Raw genomic sequence first — 17788 nt, forward strand, 5'->3', positions numbered from 1 at the left:
ACCATGAATTAATGAACAATGATTTTGGTGCTCAGCACAACGCCACCGGCTTGGGTTGTTACAATGTAGGTTCCCGGGCTCATGTTGTCGGGCAAGCTTACATTGGTGGTGTTGGTTGCCGATGGTGCCTGCATGATGGGCGTTCCGTAGAGGTTTGTGATTTTCACCTCGCGGCTGCTCAGCATATCGTCGTTGTAGTTTGTAACCACCTCGATGGTACTTCCGGCTTGTATCGGGTTGGGGTTCACGCGCAGAACGAAGGTGTTGTTCAGCTCAATGCGGAAGTCGCAGGTGTGAATCAGCTGTCCGTCGGTTGTGGTTAACTCGGCCGAGTAGCTGGCAAACGGATCCAGCTGGTTCGATGCATTTTGGCCGGCCGAATAGTACTGTCCGTTTCCGATCAGCTGCCCGTTTTTGAACCATTTAAAATCCACAAAACGATAGCCGCCATTGGTTGCCGGGTTGTTGTTCACCAGCAGAACATTGTCGTACTTCTGTTCAACGATCTCCTCGAAGCTGAAGCTGCGTTCGATGGTGATGCGGTAGGTTAAGCTTTGTGTTCCGTCCTGCGATGTAATGGTGATGGACTGCTTGTAAATACCCGGGTTTGGTGTGTCGATCACAATTTGGCTGGCCTCGCTGGCGGTGGCATTGGCCTCGGTGCTGTAGCTTAGCACAACCGATTCGTCCTGGCTGTCGCAATCAATCAGGTAGTAAATCTCCTGTTCGGGTTGGCTGTAATACTCGCTACCAATGGTCAGTTCGTGGATGCTTGCATCGGAGCTTTCAATGGTCAGTTGTTGTTCGACAGGCGCTGCCGGCAGGTAGTTTTGGTTGCCTTGCTGAGCAGCGGTAATGTGCACAATACCCGAGGTTTGCAGGCTAACCAATCCATCGGTACTCACGGTTGCCGGAGCGGTCTCCGCCTCGAAGTTGTAGGTGTAGCTTACCGGAAGACCGGAGCTGGCAACAGCATGGAGTTGGAAGTCGGCATCTTCTTCCAGGTGTTTGAGCGGAATGGCTTCGAAGCTGATGGTTTGCGTTGCTTTTTCGATCACAAAAGGCTCGCTTACCAAGCTCAGCTGGTAGTTGCTGCCAGCTGTGAGTGTTCCCATCGTGATGGCATAAGAACCTGCATCTTCACCGGCTTCTCTCGACAATTCTCCGGAAATCGTTTCGCCGCCAACCAAGGCCGGAGCGAAGGTATAGGTGAATGTCGGATCTGCTTCGCCATACACTTTTGTTTGTGCTGCATCGGCAGTTACGGTAATTGGCTTTTGGGTGATGCTGAAGTCGTTGCCTGCGTACGTTAAGTCGTAGTTGGCACCGGCAGTCAGCGTTCCCTGGTTGATGGCATAGTCGCCAACGTTCTCGCCAGCCACGCGGTCTAATTCGCCGGTGAATGCATCGCCGCTAACCAAAGCAGGAGCAACGGTATAGGTGAATGTCGGATCCGCTTCGCCGTACACTTTTGTTTGTGCTGCATCGGCCGTTACGGTGATTGGCTTTTGGGTGATGCTGAAGTTGGCACCTGTGTACGTTAAGTCGTAGTTGGCACCGGCAGTCAGCGTTCCCTGGTTGATGGCATAGTCGCCAACGTTTTCGCCAGCCACGCGGTCTAATTCGCCGGTGAATGTATCGCCGCTAACCAAAGCGGGAGCAACGGTATAGGTGAATGTCGGATCAGCTTCGCCATACACTTTGGTCTGCGCTGCATCGGCAGTCACGGTAATTGGCTTTTGGGTGATGCTGAAGTTGGCACCTGCGTACGTTAAGTCGTAGTTGGCATTGGCAGCCAGGGTACCTTGGTTGATGGCATAGTCGCCAACGTTCTCGCCAGCCACGCGGCTTAATTCGCCGGTGAATGCATCGCCGCTAACCAAAGCGGGAGCAACGGTATAGGTGAATGTCGGATCAGCTTCGCCATACACTTTGGTCTGTGCTGCATCGGCCGTTACGGTGATTGGCTTTTGGGTGATGCTGAAGTTGTCGCCTGTGTACGTTAAGTCGTAGTTGGCACCGGCAGTCAGCGTTCCCTGGTTGATGGCATAGTCGCCAACGTTTTCGCCAGCCACGCGGTCTAACTCGCCGGTGAATGCATCGCCGCTAACCAAAGCAGGAGTAACGGTATAGGTGAATGTCGGATCTGCTTCGCCATACACTTTGGTCTGCGCTGCATCGGCCGTTACGGTAATTGGCTTTTGGGTGATGCTGAAGTCGTTGCCTGCGTACGTTAAGTCGTAGTTGGCACCGGCAGTCAGTGTTCCCTGGTTGATGGCATAGTTGCCAACGTTTTCGCCAGCCACGCGGTCTAATTCGCCGGTGAATGTATCGCCGCTAACCAAAGCGGGAGCAACGGTATAGGTGAATGTCGGATCAGCTTCGCCATACACTTTGGTCTGCGCTGCATCGGCCGTTACGGTGATTGGCTTTTGGGTGATGCTGAAGTCGTCGCCTGCGTACGTTAAGTCGTAGTTGGCACCGGCAGTCAGTGTTCCCTGGGTGATGGCATAGTTGCCAACGTTTTCGCCAGCCACGCGGTCTAATTCGCCGGTGAATGTATCGTCGCCAACCAAAGCCGGAGCGAAGGTATAGGTGAATGTCGGATCAGCTTCGCCGTACACTTTGGTCTGCGCTGCATCGGCCGTTACGGTGATTGGCTTTTGGGTGATGCTGAAGTTGTCGCCTGTGTACGTTAAGTCGTAGTTGGTGCCGGCAGTCAGCGTTCCCTGGTTGATGGCATAGTTGCCAACGTTTTCGCCAGCCACGCGGTCTAATTCGCCGGTGAATGCATCGCCGCTAACCAAAGCAGGAGCGAAGGTATAGGTGAATGTCGGATCAGCTTCGCCATACACTTTTGTTTGTGCTGCATCGGCAGTCACGGTGATTGGCTTTTGGGTGATGCTGAAGTTGGCACCTGTGTACGTTAAGTCGTAGTTGGCACCGGCAGTCAGTGTTCCCTGGTTGATGGCATAGTCGCCAACGTTCTCGCCAGCCACGCGGTCTAATTCGCCGGTGAATGCATCGCCGCTAACCAAAGCGGGAGCAACGGTATAGGTGAATGTCGGATCCGCTTCGCCGTACACTTTTGTTTGTGCTGCATCGGCCGTTACGGTGATTGGCTTTTGGGTGATGCTGAAGTCGTCGCCTGCGTACGTTAAGTCGTAGTTGGCACCGGCAGTCAGCGTTCCCTGGGTGATGGCATAGTTGCCAACGTTTTCGCCAGCCACGCGGTCTAATTCGCCGGTGAATGTATCGTCGCCAACCAAAGCCGGAGCGAAGGTATAGGTGAATGTCGGATCAGCTTCGCCGTACACTTTGGTCTGCGCTGCATCGGCCGTTACGGTGATTGGCTTTTGGGTGATGCTGAAGTCGTCGCCTGTGTACGTTAAGTCGTAGTTGGCACCGGCAGTCAGCGTTCCCTGGTTGATGGCATAGTTGCCAACGTTTTCGCCAGCCACGCGGTCTAACTCGCCGGTGAATGCATCGCCGCTAACCAAAGAGGGTGCAACGGTATAGGTGAATGTCGGATCCGCTTCGCCGTACACTTTTGTTTGTGCTGCATCGGCCGTTACGGTGATTGGCTTTTGGGTGATGCTGAAGTCGTCGCCTGCGTACGTTAAGTCGTAGTTGGCACCGGCAGTCAGCGTTCCCTGGTTGATGGCATAGTCGCCAACGTTTTCGCCAGCCACGCGGTCTAATTCGCCGGTGAATGCATCGCCGCTAACCAAAGCAGGAGCAACGGTATAGGTGAATGTCGGATCAGCTTCGCCATACACTTTGGTTTGTGCTGCATCGGCAGTCACGGTAATTGGCTTTTGGGTGATGCTGAAGTTGTCGCCTGCGTACGTTAAGTCGTAGTTGGCACCGGCAGTCAGTGTTCCCTGGTTGATGGCATAGTCGCTAACGTTTTCGCCAGCCACGCGGTCTAATTCGCCGGTAAATGCATCGCCGCCAACCAAAGCGGGAGCAACGGTATAGGTGAATGTCGGATCAGCTTCGCCATACACTTTGGTTTGTGCTGCATCGGCAGTCACGGTAATTGGCTTTTGGGTGATGCTGAAGTTGTCGCCTGCGTACGTTAAGTCGTAGTTGGCACCTGCAGTCAGTGTTCCCTGGTTGATGGCATAGTTGCCAACGTTTTCGCCAGCCACGCGGTCTAATTCGCCGGTGAATGCATCGCCGCTAACCAAAGCAGGAGCGAAGGTATAGGTGAATGTCGGATCTGCTTCGCCATACACTTTGGTTTGTGCTGCATCGGCCGTTACGGTGATTGGCTTTTGGGTGATGGCGGCACTTAAGCTGGGTTGAGTTAAGGAATAATTGAACGCATCGTCTCCGGTTAATGTCATGGCTGTTGTCACGGCAATGTCCGAGCCGACCGTTGCCTTCGCAAAGGTTCCGGAAGTGCTGTTTCCCAATGTTACGGCATCAGTTCCTACTACGCCGGTTAAGGTTGCTCCGTTGATGGTGGCTGTTGTTGAGCCGTCGTAAACTTTGTCGGATGCTGTAGCGGCGCTAACCGTTAACTCTTTCGCTGTAATGGCCGCGGTTAAGCTTGGTTGTGTCAGCGTGTAATTGGCTGCGTCGGTACCCGAAATAGTCATGGCTGTAGCCACGGCAATAGTTGAGCCGACTGTTGCCTGCGCAAAGGTTCCGGAAGTGCTGTTTCCCAATGTTACGGCATCGGTACCCACTACGCCGGTTAAGGTTGCCCCGCTGATTGTGGCCGTAGTTGAGCCGTCGTAAACTTTGTTGGCAGCAATAGCATTGGTAACTGTTAATCCTTTAGTATTAACAAGCAGTGTTTGCTCAACGGATTCGGCTGCTGCATGCGTAGCGTCTCCACTTTGTGAGGCTGTAATTTTAGTGGTTCCCGCTTTAAGGATGGTTGCCGTATTTCCGCTGATGGAAACAATCGTTGGGTCGGTGGCCGTGTAGGTAACGGTTAAGCCCTTGTCGGTTGTGGCGTCGCCCAGCGAAAAATCAGCATCGCCATAAGTTTTACTGTCAATGGCATCAAAGGCGATTGTTTGTAGGGCTTTAACGGTTACATTGACGGTGATGGACGCCGTTGCTGTACCATCACTGATTTGGATGATAAATGAGTCCGCCCCACTGTAATCTGTGGTTGGCGTATAAGTCAATCCGCTTGGAGTGACGGCACTTCCGGTACTTGTTGCTGTAGCCGGAAATCCGCCCAGAGACCCATGTGATGGGGCTGTGGTTACGGTCCACGACAAGGCGTCGCCGGTATCCGTGTCGGTAATGTCGAGTAAATCGTTGATGGTGGTTGCCGAAGCGTTTTGTGCAACGGACAGTGTCGTTGAGGTTCCGTCATTAAAAGATGGTGTGGCGTTTTTCGACCCGAAATTAGCCGTTAAGTTTTTCGCTTCGTCCATTGTTATCGATAATGGATTGTCACTACTTGTTACTGCTCCGGTCCATCCCTTGAACTTAGCAGTTCCAGACGGTGTTGCAGTGAGACTAACGGTTGAGCCATCGGCAAATTTTGCTGTTTCAAGCCCGTTTCCGGTATCAATACCGGATGGAGAGCTTACGACAGTACCAGTATAGCTTCCGGTGCCAGAGACACCTACTTCTAGAGAATAGGACTGAACACCGCCTGATATGGTCACCTTTGAATCAATGGTAGTTCCATAGCCATAACTTCCGCATAGTGTAGGAGTCCCATTGTATGTCATCACGAGGCGGATGTATACATCTCCATTAAAGGCATCACTCGGAATCGTTATGTTTCCGCTGAAAACATAGGTGCCATTAATACTGTGGTTCGCATCATAAATCAATTCGCCGTCGTCCGTTAGATCTCCATTCCCGTTGAAATCAAACCAGATCTTAACATACTCTGTGTAGGTGCTGTTTGTATTCACAGTTACTTGAATCGGATAAGTATTTCCTGCTACAAGCGAGGCAATAGATGATGAGCTATGGTCGAAATATCCCGTTTGATCGGAGAAACTACTTGCGCCGGAAACAGAGTTGCCATTTATGCTCATAGATGAGACATATTCGTAGCCAAAAGAACTTGGGTACGAGGCACACAAATTGGATTGAGCAAATGAGATGTTTCCTACTAAGGCAAAAAGTAGAATTAGGCTTATTTTTATTCCTATATTCATTATTTTGAGGTGCATAAGGCTTTTGTTTATGGAGATTTACTTACTTGTTTTCAAGCTTTTGGTTTGAGATCAACCAGCCAGTAGACGATTTTTGAAAATTGAGATATACATCTACGATCTGAGGAGTGTTTGAATTGTAATTCGAGTACATTGTAAATTCAATTTGAGCTGATTCTGAGCCAATCTCTATTTGTTTAAATAAAAAATAGGCGTCAACGTGATTGTCGTAAATCTCGCTTCGAGTCATGTAGACAGGTTTTTTCTCAAACTTATGTATTGGCAGGTTCTCCGGGATTGTCAGCGGATATTGCATTATGTAGGCCGCTGCCTTTGATTCATTCTCGAATGTTGGGTAGTTTGCCTGTATTTCCGGCAAATCAATACACAATTGGAGCAACTGAGCTCGGTCGTCGCTTGTCTGCGCTTGGAGAAGGTGGGTATATGAAATACAAATAGATAAAAGGATAAATAATTTTCTCATAGATAGTGAGTCTTTTGTTCTTTATTTCTCGATTTTTTTTCAAAAAAAGGTGTATGTAATCTGCCGTTGGCCGATTTTCAATTGAATAAGCTATTCCTTGCGAAGGATATATAATTCTCCCTTTTTGCTTTCATTATAGTTTCAAGAGCATGAAACGGGGATGTAAGTTCATGTAGATGTCTTTTCATAAATACTATTTTAAATGTTAATAAAAGTGTTCCATATCAGTTTGGAGCATGATGCCCTTCGAGTACCACTATTGGTGTACTTCTGACCCCGATGCACAGCGCATTCAGGTCAATTGGGGGCATAAGGCGTCCGGTCATACGCTTTATGTTCTCGTAATCTTCTGATTTTTGGTTCCTGCTACTCGACTCGAGCTGGGGACAGATAAGTGTAGAACTTGGATTTTGCTCTGCACTTTCGCTTTTCACCCGAACGATGAGCATCATCCTTTCCTTCAATCGCAAATTTTACTAACAAAGAAATAAATTTTCCCAGACTATTAGTAATAATATTTAATTACAAATGTGATTTGGTTGGGGGTGATCCTTTAATTAGGCCCAAATAGGGGAATTGAGGCGTTTGGGCTGTGTTAATTTTGTTTGAAATTTAGTTAACATGAAGTTTTGGGGGCGTCTCTTTTGGGTTCTACTCACCGGCTGACTCGTCGTCACCCGGTGAATAAAACTCCTGCATTGAGGCAGAAATGCAGCGGTTGTGGACGGGGGTTAAAGGTTGAAGCCGACTTCCAGGCCGATGTTCAGGCCTTTATTCATATCGAACTCCCAGGCTGTGTCGTAGTCGTCGGTTTGCAGTTGGAATTTGCGGTAAACGGCGTAGCTTGTTTTCAGTCGTAACTGGTAGTGGTCGAATTTGTGCAGCCACTCCAGGCCGGTAATCACATCGACATAGCTGATGCGTTTGGCAACGCGTCCGGCGGTAAACCGATCGTCGGCAATGCCGTGGCCGATGTTACCGTTGTAGCCGTTCAGGTCGGCCAGCAGGGCCAGTTTGTTTTTGTCGTTCAAGCGGCGGGTGATGCCCAGTCGCGGAAAGCCCAGGTTCATTTCCCAGCGGTCGGCCCAGCTTTTCCAGTAGCTGATGATGGGGATGGGAGCGGGGAAGCCCAGGGTGCTGGCGTAGGTGAGCCCGAAGGTGAGGCGGCTGCGGGGCGTCGCGGAGTAGGAGAGCAGGGCCGCTGCGTTCAGATAAAAGTCGTTGCTGTTGAGGCTTTGCGAAAAGTTGGAGTTCAGCTGGGGGATCAGCAGGCCGGTGAAGGACCAGCCGGTTTTTTGGAGGCGTTTAAAGTAGGTCAGCATCAGACCGGCGCTGTGAAATTGCTCCAGCCGGTGGGGCATCATCAGCTGGTTGTTAATGTCGATGCGGGCCAGATCGTAGCTCCCGCGGAGCATAAAAACGCCTTTTTGTCCTTGTTGGATCGGGATTGTCAGCAGTTTGGCATTGATGCCGTATTGCTCGAACCGGGCATCGCTTTCGGATTTGGTGTTCCATCCTCCTTTGAGGTAAATGTCGTAGTTCTCTGGTTTTTGGGCATGCAGGTTCAGCCCGCACAATAGCAGGCTGATGGCAATAAGTTGTTTCATTGTTTTCTGTAAAGTTGTTTAAAAGTCCAAGTTGGATAATCGGGTGTAAAGTTAGGAATTCCCGTGCCCTTTGTTATTAATCTAAATGTTAATAAACTGAAATTTACTTCATGGAAAACAAAAAACCCGAAGCGGTTTGCCTCGGGTTTTCGATTATCTGGATTGCTTGTGTTATACAATTTTGTTAGTCTCGGTGTCGGGAAACACCAGCTGCGGTTTAAAGCCTTTGGCAGCTTCAAAGTCCATCATGGCATAAGAGATGATGATGACTACATCGCCTACGGCAACCTTGCGGGCAGCGGGGCCATTCAGGCAAATCACCCCTGAACCGCGCTGGCCTTTGATGACGTAAGTTTCCAAACGTTCGCCATTGTTGATGTTGACGATCTGCACCTTTTCGTTTTCGATTAAGTTTGCAGCATCCATCAGGTCTTCATCAATGGTAATGCTTCCTACGTACTGTAAGTTGGCTTCCGTAACGGTAACTTTGTGAATTTTCGATTTACAAACTTCAATATACATTTCGTTCTCTTTTTAGGTCGATGACCTGATCTAAATTTTCCGGACCGTTTCGTGGTCGGCCTTAATTAATTGTTTCGGCTAAAACCAGATTGTCGATTAGGCGAACTGTACCACAAAAAACAGCGATGCAAGCTACTTTGTTTACCGGTTCGTCCCAGTTGCGCACAGGTTTCAGGTCGTTATCGTTAACAATTTCAAAATATTCCGTTTCTAAAAACGGATTGGCATTGATGGTTTCAACCACCATCTTTTTAATAGATTCTACGCTTTGGCCGGGCACTTGGTTCCTGGCTTCGCACAGTGTTTGGTAGATTACCGCTGCGTTTTCGCGTTGCTCGGCAGTCAGGCGTTCGTTGCGTGAACTCATGGCCAAACCACTGGCTTCGCGAACAATGGGGCAGGCAATAATTTCGACCGGCAAAGTTAGTTGTTTTACCATGGCTTTCACAATCACCAGCTGTTGAAAGTCTTTTTGGCCGAAGAAAGCTTTGTTGGGTGTTACCATACCGAGCAACTTGCTCACCACCTGGGCTACTCCGTTGAAGTGTCCGGGTCGAAAGCGTCCTTCCATGACCTGCTCCAACTCGCCAAAGTTAAACTGTCGGCTGTCGGGCTCGGGGTAGATGGTTGCTACGTCGGGGGCAAAAACCGCTTGGCAGGGGCTTGCCTCCAGCAGTTGGCAGTCGGCCTCAAGGGTGCGCGGATATTTTTCCAGATCCGAGGGATCGTTAAACTGGGTAGGGTTGACAAAAATGCTTACTACCACAAAATCAGTTTGTCGGCCTGCTTCTTCAACCAGCGACAGGTGACCGGCATGCAATGCACCCATTGTGGGTACAAAACCAATCGTTTTTCCGGCTTCTTTTTGGGCACGGATTAACGATTGAAGATCGCTTATGTTCTTAATAACCAGCATGGGTAAAAAATTCGGCTGCAAAGTAAATAAATTAATCTTTACGATGTCCGTTTTAGCGGCTGCTTTCACTCAAATTCCTTTCAATATTGCCCTTGAATTGAATATTCGACTTATTTTTATTAATTTTGGCGAATCAATTTTCAGTAAGCTTTCTAATGGAAAAGAAAAGAATCCTATTCATTTCTCAAGAAATAACACCTTATCTTCCCGAAACCGAGATGTCGAAAAAAGGCCGCTTCCTACCGCAAGGTATCCAGGAGCATGGTCGCGAGATTCGCACATTTATGCCACGTTACGGAAGTGTGAATGAACGTCGTAATCAACTGCACGAAGTGATCCGTTTATCGGGTATGAACCTGGTGATCAACGATGCAGACCACCCTCTGATTATTAAGGTTGCCTCTATTCAGGCAGCCCGTATGCAGGTTTACTTTATCGACAATGAGGATTACTTTCACCGAAAGGCCGTATTGAAAGACAGCAAAGGGCGGGAGTTTGACGATAACGATGAACGCGCCGTGTTTTTTGCCCGCGGGGTGCTCGAAACCGTTATTAAACTGCGCTGGGCTCCCGATCTGATTCATTGTCATGGTTGGTTGGCCTCGCTGGTGCCTTTATATATCAAAAAAGCGTATCACGACGATCCGTTGTTCGAGAAATCGAAGGTCGTTTATTCGGTTTATGACGAAAGTTTTAAGAAACCGTTAAGTTCGGCTGCTGTGGAGAATGTCATGATTGATGGTATTGATGCCGCGGACGTGGAATTGCTGAAAAATCCCACCTACGAAAATATGATGAAACTGGGTGTACAGCATGCCGATGCCGTGATTCAGGGAAGTGAAACCATCAATCCCGAACTGGCCGAATATATTGCTGCTTCCGGCAAACTGAACCTTGGTTATCAGGCGGAAGAAACTTATATCGATGCTTACAACGACTTCTACGACAAAGTACTCTAAGCAATCTTGCTTTTAAAAATATGGAAAGAGCCCGGAATTTTATTTCGGGCTCTTTGCTTTTGCAAATAGCATGATCGGAAAAGCCTCCGGAATGGCAGGCAGTCGGCAGTTTCGGGGCGAAGGCTGAACGCCCCGGAATGATGCTGTCCCGATTAATCGGGATTGAAAGCCAATAAAAACAAAGTGAATTTATTGGGTAATTTCAATCCTAAATCGGCATTATTTAAGTGAAAGGGAAGGTGATTATCTTTCGAAGTTTGTAGATTTGGGACGATTATTTTTGTTCGGAAGTTTTTGTTGCTCATGCAACTGATCATTCGGCCAATAAGGTCACCCGAAGGAATTGTTTCCATCGAAAACCATCAGCCTGATGCTGAAAAAAATAAAACCTGACAAAACCGGCGGCAACCGAATAGCTGCCATCAAATGACAAAAACATGTGTGGAATAGTTGGATATATAGGAGATAAAAATGTTTACCCGATTTTAATTAAGGGCTTACAGCGTTTGGAGTACCGCGGTTACGACTCGGCCGGCATCGCTATATACAACGACAAGCTGAAGACCTATAAAAAACAGGGCAAGGTGAGCGAACTGGAAGCTTACGTGGCCGATAAAGATATTCACGGGCATCTGGGAATTGGGCACACCCGCTGGGCTACGCATGGTGAACCCAGCGACACCAACTCGCACCCGCATGGCTCGATGAACGGTGATTTTGTGTTGGTGCACAACGGAATTATCGAGAATTATGCCGAGCTGAAAAAAGATTTAACAGCCAAAGGCTACCGGTTTGAAAGCGATACCGATACCGAGGTGTTGGTCAACCTGATTGAGTATTTCTACCGGCTGGAAGAAGTCAGCAGCGCCGAGATTGCCGTGCGTCTGGCCCTGTCGAAAGTGGTGGGTGCTTACGGTATTGTTGTGCTTTGTCTGCACGAAAAACACCGGATGATTGCTGCCCGGATGGGAAGCCCGCTGGTGATCGGCATTGGGCAGGGCGAGTATTTTCTGGCGTCGGATGCCAGCCCCATTGTGGAATATACCGATAGCGTGATTTACATGAATGACGGCGATGTGGCGATCATTGAAAAGCATAGCCTGACGCTGAAAACCGTAGACAACGATCCGGCAAACTTTAAAGTTACAAAGGTCGATCTGGGAATTGGTGATTTGGAGAAGGGCGACTTTGAACATTATATGCTGAAAGAAATTTTTGAGCAGCCCGACACCATCCGCGACACCTACCGGGGACGCATCCGCAAGGATCAGGACGATATTGTGCTGGGCGGACTGATTGATGTATTCCCGAAAATTGTGGAGGCCAACCGCATCATCATCCTGGGTTGCGGAACAAGCTGGCATGCCGCCCTGGTGGCAGAATACCTGATTGAGGAATATGCTCGCGTGCCGGTGGAGGTGGAGTATGCCTCGGAGTTCCGTTACCGCAAACCCATCATCAACCCGGGCGATGTGGTGATTGCCATCAGCCAAAGCGGCGAGACTGCCGATACCCTGGCGGCCCTGAAAATGGCCAAAGAGCAGGGGGCGCTTATCCTGGGGATCTGCAATGTGGTGGGCTCGAGCATTGCCCGCTTAACCGATGCCGGGGTGTACACCCACGCCGGCGCCGAAATTGGCGTAGCTTCAACCAAAGCCTTTACCGCTCAGGTAACCGTGTTGACCTTATTCGCCTTTAAACTGGCCAAGGAGCGCGGAAAAATTGATGCCGACACCCTGAAAATGTTCATTGGCGAGATGTTGGCAATTCCGGGCAAGGTGGAAAGCATTTTGCTGAAACATCCCCATATTAAAGCCGTTGCCGAAAAATATAAGGATGCCGTAAATGCCCTGTATCTGGGGCGTGGCTACTTGTTCCCGGTGGCCCTGGAGGGAGCGCTGAAGCTGAAAGAAATTTCATACATGCACGCCGAAGGATATGCCGCCGGCGAAATGAAGCATGGCCCTATTGCATTGGTCGATGATAACTTGCCGGTGGTGGTGGTTTCGGCCAAAGACGACTATTACGAGAAGGTGGTGAGCAACATTCAGGAGGTGAAGGCCCGCAAAGGGAACATTATTGCGGTGGTTGCCGAAGGCGATAATGGCTTGCGATCGATGGCTGACGACTTGTTTGAAGTGCCCGAGTCGCACCCTGCCGTAGCATCGCTGCTGACCGTTGTCCCCTTGCAGTTGTTTGCCTATTACATTGCACTAATGCGTGGTTGCGATGTCGATCAGCCGCGAAACCTGGCCAAGTCGGTTACCGTGGAGTAAGTTGAATAAAAAAAATACCGGCGCTTGCGCGTTCCGGAAAAAGTAGGATAGAAAACAGATGAAGAGATTTTTATTGACAGCAGTTCTGGGATACCTGGGGTACCTGATTTTTACAACATCCTGTGCAAACCCGGGAATGCCTACCGGAGGGCCTAAAGACTCAATTCCGCCCGTGGTTGTGAGAACCGTTCCTGCTTTTGAAGCGCGCAACTATAAGGGTAAAACAGTGGCTATTACCTTTAGCGAGTACATCCAGTCTAGCGATGTGGCGCAGCAGCTGGTGATCTCGCCTCCTGTGAAAAAGGCTCCCATCATTAAAACCAAGTCGCGAACCTTGATTCTCGATTTTACCGATCGCCTGGATACCAACAAAACCTATTCGCTGGATTTCCGGAACTCCATTAAAGACAATAACGAAGGGAACCCGCTGCGGCATTTCCGCTTTGCCTTCAGCAATGGCCCCCGGCTCGACAGCCTCACGCTGGGCGGATATGTGCGTATGGCCGAGAATATGGAGCCGGTGCTGGATGCGCTGATCGTGATGCACCGCCTGGACAGCTTGTCGGCTTTCCGCGACAGCATTCCCGATTATGTGGCCAAAACCGACTCGGATGGTTTCTACCAGATTACCAATATTGCCGAAGGCAAGTATCGCCTTTATGCGTTGCAGGACGCTGATAACAGTATGACCTACAACTCGTCGGATGAGCTGATCGCTTTTTTCGACTCGCTGGTGGTGCCCGTAGCCCCCTTGCAGCCCGACTCGGTGCTGACTGCGCATACCCACGAAGGAGAGGAGAGCCAGCAGGTGCACGAGGCCATCCGCGAAACAATGAGCCGGCAGCGAGCTGATTTAAAACCGTATTATCTGCTGCTTTTTCAGGAGAATACCTTTGAGCAATACCTGGAAGACTCGAAACGCGACCGGAATAATTTCTGTCAGTTTTTCTTTCAGGAAGGGGTGAGCGATAGCTTCAGCGTTCGCCTGATTAATGCCGATCCGAAGCCGGATTATGCTTTGTTTGAATATTCGGCCAAGCGCGATACGGTTAATCTGTGGATCCGCGATACCGTCATCAGCGCGATGGATACCCTGCAGTTTCAGCTTAACTATGTGGTGCTGGACAGCCTTCAAAAGCGCGTTTTTCAAACCGATACGCTGGAGCTGACTTATGCCCGGCCGGTTGAAAAAGAGCGAAAGCGCAAAAAAAAGGATGAGGAAGCCGAAGAGGAAAAACCCCAGGTTCAGCATTTCTCGTTCAAAGGAAACGGCAAGGATGGCTTCGATGTGTACCGACAGCTGAGCCTGACGGTGCCCGAACCGCTGGAGTTCTTCGACTACGATCAGGTGCATCTGTTCCAGAAAGTGGATACGGTTTACCAGGAGCTGAACTTCGACATTAGCCGGGATAGTCTCGACTTGAGACACTACACAATTCGTTATCCCTGGGAGTTCGAGCAGGCCTACCGGCTCGAAATAGACTCGGCAGCGGCCAGGTCAATCTCGGGCTATCCGTCCAATAAATTGAAACAGGAGCTGAAAATTAAGCAGGAAGCTTTTTATGCCAAAATCATTCTGACGGTCACTAATCTGCGGGGGCCGAGCTTTATTCAGCTGGTGAAAAATACCGATAAGGAAGAGCCTGTGCAGCAAATTGCCATTCGTTCGGATGGCGAAATTGAGTTTCCCTATCTGAATCCGGAAAAGTATAAGATTAAGTTGGTGATCGATCGCAATGAAAACGGGAAATGGGACACCGGCGATCTGGCCAAAGGTCTTCAGCCCGAGCGGGTGGTTTACTTCCCGAAAATTCTGAAGCTTCGTTCGAACTTCGAAGTTCGCGAAAGCTGGAACTTACCCGACGACCTTCAGTTTAAAAAGGAGCTTATCGATGAAGATCAAACTGAAAAAGATACGAAAAAGAAGGGTGGAAAAACTCAGCGTAGCTCGAACAGGTCGACGGGTATGCCGCGTTAGCCTTTGGCTGACTTTCCTCCTTGTCAGGGTACTGACTGTTGATGCCCAACGGGCAGATTTGCCCTTTTCGCCGGGTGAGGAGCTTCGCTACGGAGCTTACTACAACTGGCAGTTTTTGTGGGTGAATGCCGGCGAAGTGGTTTTTCAGACCGATACGGTGAGGCAGAACGGACAGACCGAATGGCTTTTGGAAGCCACCGGTGCCACGTATAAAGCCTACGATTTGTTTTACACGGTTCGCGATACCTTTCGCACCTTATTGACTTATCCCGACTTTCAGCCGCTGCATTTTTACCGGGCAGTTAATCATGGTGGCCATCAGTCGTGGCAGTCGTACGCGTTTGATCGCACTGCCCGGAAAATCAGTTACGTGACCCGGGCAAAAAAGAGCGATCCGCGGCAGCGCGAACTGCCTCTGTCGACGGATGTGCACGATCTGCTGAGCCAAGCTTACCTGTTCCGCAAGTACAATTTCGACGGTTTGAAGAAGGATGAGATGATCCGTTTTTCGATGATGACCGATGAGAAACCGGCCGACTTCTATTTTCGCTATAAAGGGAAGGAAGTGGTCAAAACGCGTAACGGTCGCCGGTTTAACTGTCATAAAGTGTCAGTCTGGTTGATGGAGGGCGAATTTTTCCCCGAAGGAGAAGATATGTTGGTTTGGTTTACAGCCGATAAAAACCACATTCCGGTTATGGTGGAAACAAAAATTCAGATTGGTGCTGTGAAGGCCATTTTTTTAGATGCAAATTCGTTAACTTACCCCTTAAATTCTGAAATAAACTGATTATGGCAAAATTGAGAGATCTGAAAAAGGACATCGACTTCCTGGTAGGTCAGGTGGTTGTGGATTGTTTCGACTATATTTATAATAGTGAGAAGGCTGATGCCGAGGGTGCTTATGCTATTATTGGCGAGCTGCTGGTAACTCGTAACGACCTGCGCAACCGGGTTAATCATCCCGATGGGAAGGACAACCCGAAACTGATCAAACAGTATTACCGGAAAATTGCTGAAGATTTGGTTAGCGCCTGCGACGAAGGCTACACCAAGCTGACGAAATTAGCCAATGCCTGATGCCGGAGAGTTTTTGCTGACAAGATGAAGTGTTTTGTCAGCAATTACTTTACCATCCAGCTCGGTAATTAGCCGCCATGGACCCAGTTTATCTTCCAGCGGTTCCCAGATGCAATCCCCCAGAAAGAACTCATAATCGTTGCTGTTCACGTAAACCTCGCCGGTAAAGTCGTCCATCGGCTTCCCCTGCTCATCGTTAAAAGGCGGGTGAATAATCCGGAAATCAATTTTCGATCCTTTTGCTTTCTTAATTTGCAGCACATAGCCAAATTCGGTACCGATTTCAGCTTCAATCCGATCGGTAATATTCAGGATCTTGGGCAGTGCTTTGCTTTCCCGATCCCAGCTCGAGTACTCGCCGTAAGTGTACAGCGTGATGTCAAATTTTCGTTTCGCCAATTGGTTTATCCCATTTAGATTGAAATTGTACGCCTCAGCAGGCTTCTCGTTGTGTGATACGAGGCAAAGATAAAAAAGTAATCGTATCTGCTTCTTGTAAGGCTGTTTCGGAGCTTGAATTGTACCGGGCGGGGTGTTGCTTTTATTTGACTGCCCGTAAAATAATACTAATTTTACGGGCAATTTTTTGAGATACAATGGAATGAAATTTGATGAGCACAGGCATCGCAGATTTCAACCCCTAGTGCAAACAAACCCGAGAAACTAAAATTTGATTTATGGCTGAGTTGGAAAAGAAGAAGAAGTTTTCGATGGGAAGTACCGATACCGAGCGCCGAAAAAACCTGATTGTCCTGTTTTTAGGCGTCATCCTGCTTGTTGTGGTGATCTTGTTTTTTATGCAGCGTAGCGAACACAAAGCAATTATGCAGTCGCTGAATATGGAGAAGAACCAAATTCAGGAGGAACTGAACCAGATGGTAACCCATTACGATTCGTTGAAAACCGATAACGATACCTTAAATGCGGCCTTGTTTGTTGCGCAAACCAAGGTGAAGGATTTGTTGCTGGAAGTTGGGCAAATCAAAAAAGCCAGCTACGACCAAATTTCAAAATATCAGGAAGAGGTTGGTTCGCTGCGTAAAATCATGCGGAATTATATTGTGCAGGTCGACTCGCTGAACCGACGGAATCAGCAGCTGATGGAAGAAAATCAACAGGTGAAACAGGATTATATCGCTGTTGAAAGCCGCAATAAGGCGCTGGAACAGGAAAAACAACAAATGGAGCAACGCATACAACGAGCAGCCATGCTGGAGGCGCTAAATCTGCAGGTTGTTGGTATCAATCGTAAAGGAAAGGAAGTCAACAACAGCTCAAAGGCTGAGCAGTTGATGATTAGTTTTACCCTGAGCAAGAATGTAACCGCCAAACGTGGAGCCAAGGATTTGTATGTGCGCATCCTTCGGCCCGATCAGATTCTACTGGTGCAGTCGAAAAGCGACCTTTTCCGTTTCGAGGATCTGCGTATCCCATATTCGGCGATGCGTCAGGTGACCTACGAAGGCAATCAATTGCCGGTGAACATTTATTGGGATAACACCGGGTTCGATCCGTTTATGACCGGCGATTATACCATCGATATTTTTGCCGATGGCAACAACATCGGCACGACGACGTTCTCGTTTAAAAAGTAGTTAGTCGCAAAAAAACCGAACAGAGCCGGATCGTTTGTCCGGCTTTTTTCTGAAAGTCTTACCACGCAAAGGTGCTAAGGCGCCATGTCAATAACTGGGTTTGATTAGAGGTGAAACGACAACCTGACAACTTTTGAAAACAACGACAACAGCATCGTCGAAAAACTCTAAACTTTCATCCCTGTTGGTGATTCCCCGGAATCATGTAGGTTTTTTTTGAAAGTCTACCAG

At 48.9% G+C, this 17788-nt stretch carries 12 protein-coding genes; 6 read left to right on the top strand and 6 right to left on the bottom strand.

What is annotated here, in order from left to right; translation table 11 throughout:
- Positions 1 to 8: 8 nt before the first annotated feature.
- The 5 genes from C8N47_RS07635 to panC form a co-directional block, all read right to left on the bottom strand.
- Positions 9 to 6020, bottom strand: coding sequence for an MBG domain-containing protein (locus C8N47_RS07635; protein WP_170111331.1), 6012 nt, complete (start codon positions 6018 to 6020; stop codon positions 9 to 11).
- A gap of 163 nt (positions 6021 to 6183) precedes the next feature.
- On the bottom strand, positions 6184 to 6624 hold the full coding sequence (locus C8N47_RS07640) for a hypothetical protein (RefSeq protein ID WP_107821950.1): 441 nt from the start codon (positions 6622 to 6624) through the stop codon (positions 6184 to 6186).
- A 731-nt stretch (positions 6625 to 7355) separates the two neighbouring features.
- Positions 7356 to 8231 (bottom strand): DUF6268 family outer membrane beta-barrel protein, encoded by an 876-nt coding sequence (locus tag C8N47_RS07650; protein WP_107821952.1) that lies wholly within the window; start codon positions 8229 to 8231, stop codon positions 7356 to 7358.
- Between the two features lie 171 nt (positions 8232 to 8402).
- Positions 8403 to 8753 (bottom strand): aspartate 1-decarboxylase, encoded by a 351-nt coding sequence (gene panD, locus C8N47_RS07655; protein ID WP_107821953.1) that lies wholly within the window; start codon positions 8751 to 8753, stop codon positions 8403 to 8405.
- A 61-nt stretch (positions 8754 to 8814) separates the two neighbouring features.
- On the bottom strand, positions 8815 to 9669 hold the full coding sequence (gene panC, locus C8N47_RS07660) for a pantoate--beta-alanine ligase (RefSeq protein ID WP_107822037.1): 855 nt from the start codon (positions 9667 to 9669) through the stop codon (positions 8815 to 8817).
- Between the two features lie 155 nt (positions 9670 to 9824).
- Here panC and C8N47_RS07665 point away from each other — a divergent pair, with 155 nt between their 5' ends.
- From C8N47_RS07665 to C8N47_RS07685, 5 genes are all read left to right on the top strand, one after another.
- Positions 9825 to 10628 (top strand): glycogen/starch synthase, encoded by an 804-nt coding sequence (locus tag C8N47_RS07665; RefSeq protein WP_107821954.1) that lies wholly within the window; start codon positions 9825 to 9827, stop codon positions 10626 to 10628.
- Positions 10629 to 11065: 437 nt separating this feature from the next.
- Positions 11066 to 12904: a glutamine--fructose-6-phosphate transaminase (isomerizing) gene (glmS, locus tag C8N47_RS07670; protein ID WP_107821955.1), complete on the top strand. Its 1839-nt coding sequence runs from the start codon at positions 11066 to 11068 to the stop codon at positions 12902 to 12904.
- A gap of 58 nt (positions 12905 to 12962) precedes the next feature.
- Entirely contained in the window at positions 12963 to 14882 is a 1920-nt protein-coding gene (locus tag C8N47_RS07675; protein WP_107821956.1) for an Ig-like domain-containing domain, read from the top strand.
- Positions 14833 to 15672, top strand: coding sequence for a DUF3108 domain-containing protein (locus C8N47_RS07680; protein WP_170111332.1), 840 nt, complete (start codon positions 14833 to 14835; stop codon positions 15670 to 15672). The genes C8N47_RS07675 and C8N47_RS07680 overlap by 50 nt, the downstream gene beginning before the upstream one ends.
- Before the next feature lie 2 nt (positions 15673 to 15674).
- Positions 15675 to 15962: a hypothetical protein gene (locus tag C8N47_RS07685; RefSeq protein ID WP_107821958.1), complete on the top strand. Its 288-nt coding sequence runs from the start codon at positions 15675 to 15677 to the stop codon at positions 15960 to 15962.
- Here the strand turns inward: C8N47_RS07685 and C8N47_RS07690 are convergent.
- Complete coding sequence (locus C8N47_RS07690; protein WP_107822038.1) at positions 15948 to 16361, bottom strand: DUF3859 domain-containing protein; 414 nt, start codon at positions 16359 to 16361, stop codon at positions 15948 to 15950. The two genes, C8N47_RS07685 and C8N47_RS07690, sit on opposite strands and share 15 nt — an antisense overlap.
- 278 nt (positions 16362 to 16639) lie before the next feature.
- On the opposite strand from C8N47_RS07690, the gene C8N47_RS07695 reads away from it, so the two are divergent.
- A complete protein-coding gene (locus C8N47_RS07695; RefSeq protein WP_107821959.1) occupies positions 16640 to 17557 on the top strand; it encodes an SH3 domain-containing protein in 918 nt (305 codons plus the stop codon).
- Positions 17558 to 17788 lie beyond the last annotated feature (231 nt).

It is taken from the genome of Mangrovibacterium marinum (genome assembly GCF_003046625.1).
Taxonomy (GTDB): Bacteria; Bacteroidota; Bacteroidia; order Bacteroidales; family Prolixibacteraceae; genus Mangrovibacterium; species Mangrovibacterium marinum.

What these genes read in the sequence shown, in the direction of transcription:
- C8N47_RS07635 (WP_170111331.1), bottom strand. Translation starts at nt 6,020, where the DNA reads ATGAGCATAAATGGCAACTCTGTTTCCGGCGCAAGTAGTTTCTCCGAT.
- C8N47_RS07640 (WP_107821950.1), bottom strand. Translation starts at nt 6,624, where the DNA reads ATGAGAAAATTATTTATCCTTTTATCTATTTGTATTTCATATACCCAC.
- C8N47_RS07650 (WP_107821952.1), bottom strand. Translation starts at nt 8,231, where the DNA reads ATGAAACAACTTATTGCCATCAGCCTGCTATTGTGCGGGCTGAACCTG.
- panD (WP_107821953.1), bottom strand. Translation starts at nt 8,753, where the DNA reads ATGTATATTGAAGTTTGTAAATCGAAAATTCACAAAGTTACCGTTACG.
- panC (WP_107822037.1), bottom strand. Translation starts at nt 9,669, where the DNA reads ATGCTGGTTATTAAGAACATAAGCGATCTTCAATCGTTAATCCGTGCC.
- C8N47_RS07665 (WP_107821954.1), top strand. Translation starts at nt 9,825, where the DNA reads ATGGAAAAGAAAAGAATCCTATTCATTTCTCAAGAAATAACACCTTAT.
- glmS (WP_107821955.1), top strand. Translation starts at nt 11,066, where the DNA reads ATGTGTGGAATAGTTGGATATATAGGAGATAAAAATGTTTACCCGATT.
- C8N47_RS07675 (WP_107821956.1), top strand. Translation starts at nt 12,963, where the DNA reads ATGAAGAGATTTTTATTGACAGCAGTTCTGGGATACCTGGGGTACCTG.
- C8N47_RS07685 (WP_107821958.1), top strand. Translation starts at nt 15,675, where the DNA reads ATGGCAAAATTGAGAGATCTGAAAAAGGACATCGACTTCCTGGTAGGT.
- C8N47_RS07695 (WP_107821959.1), top strand. Translation starts at nt 16,640, where the DNA reads ATGGCTGAGTTGGAAAAGAAGAAGAAGTTTTCGATGGGAAGTACCGAT.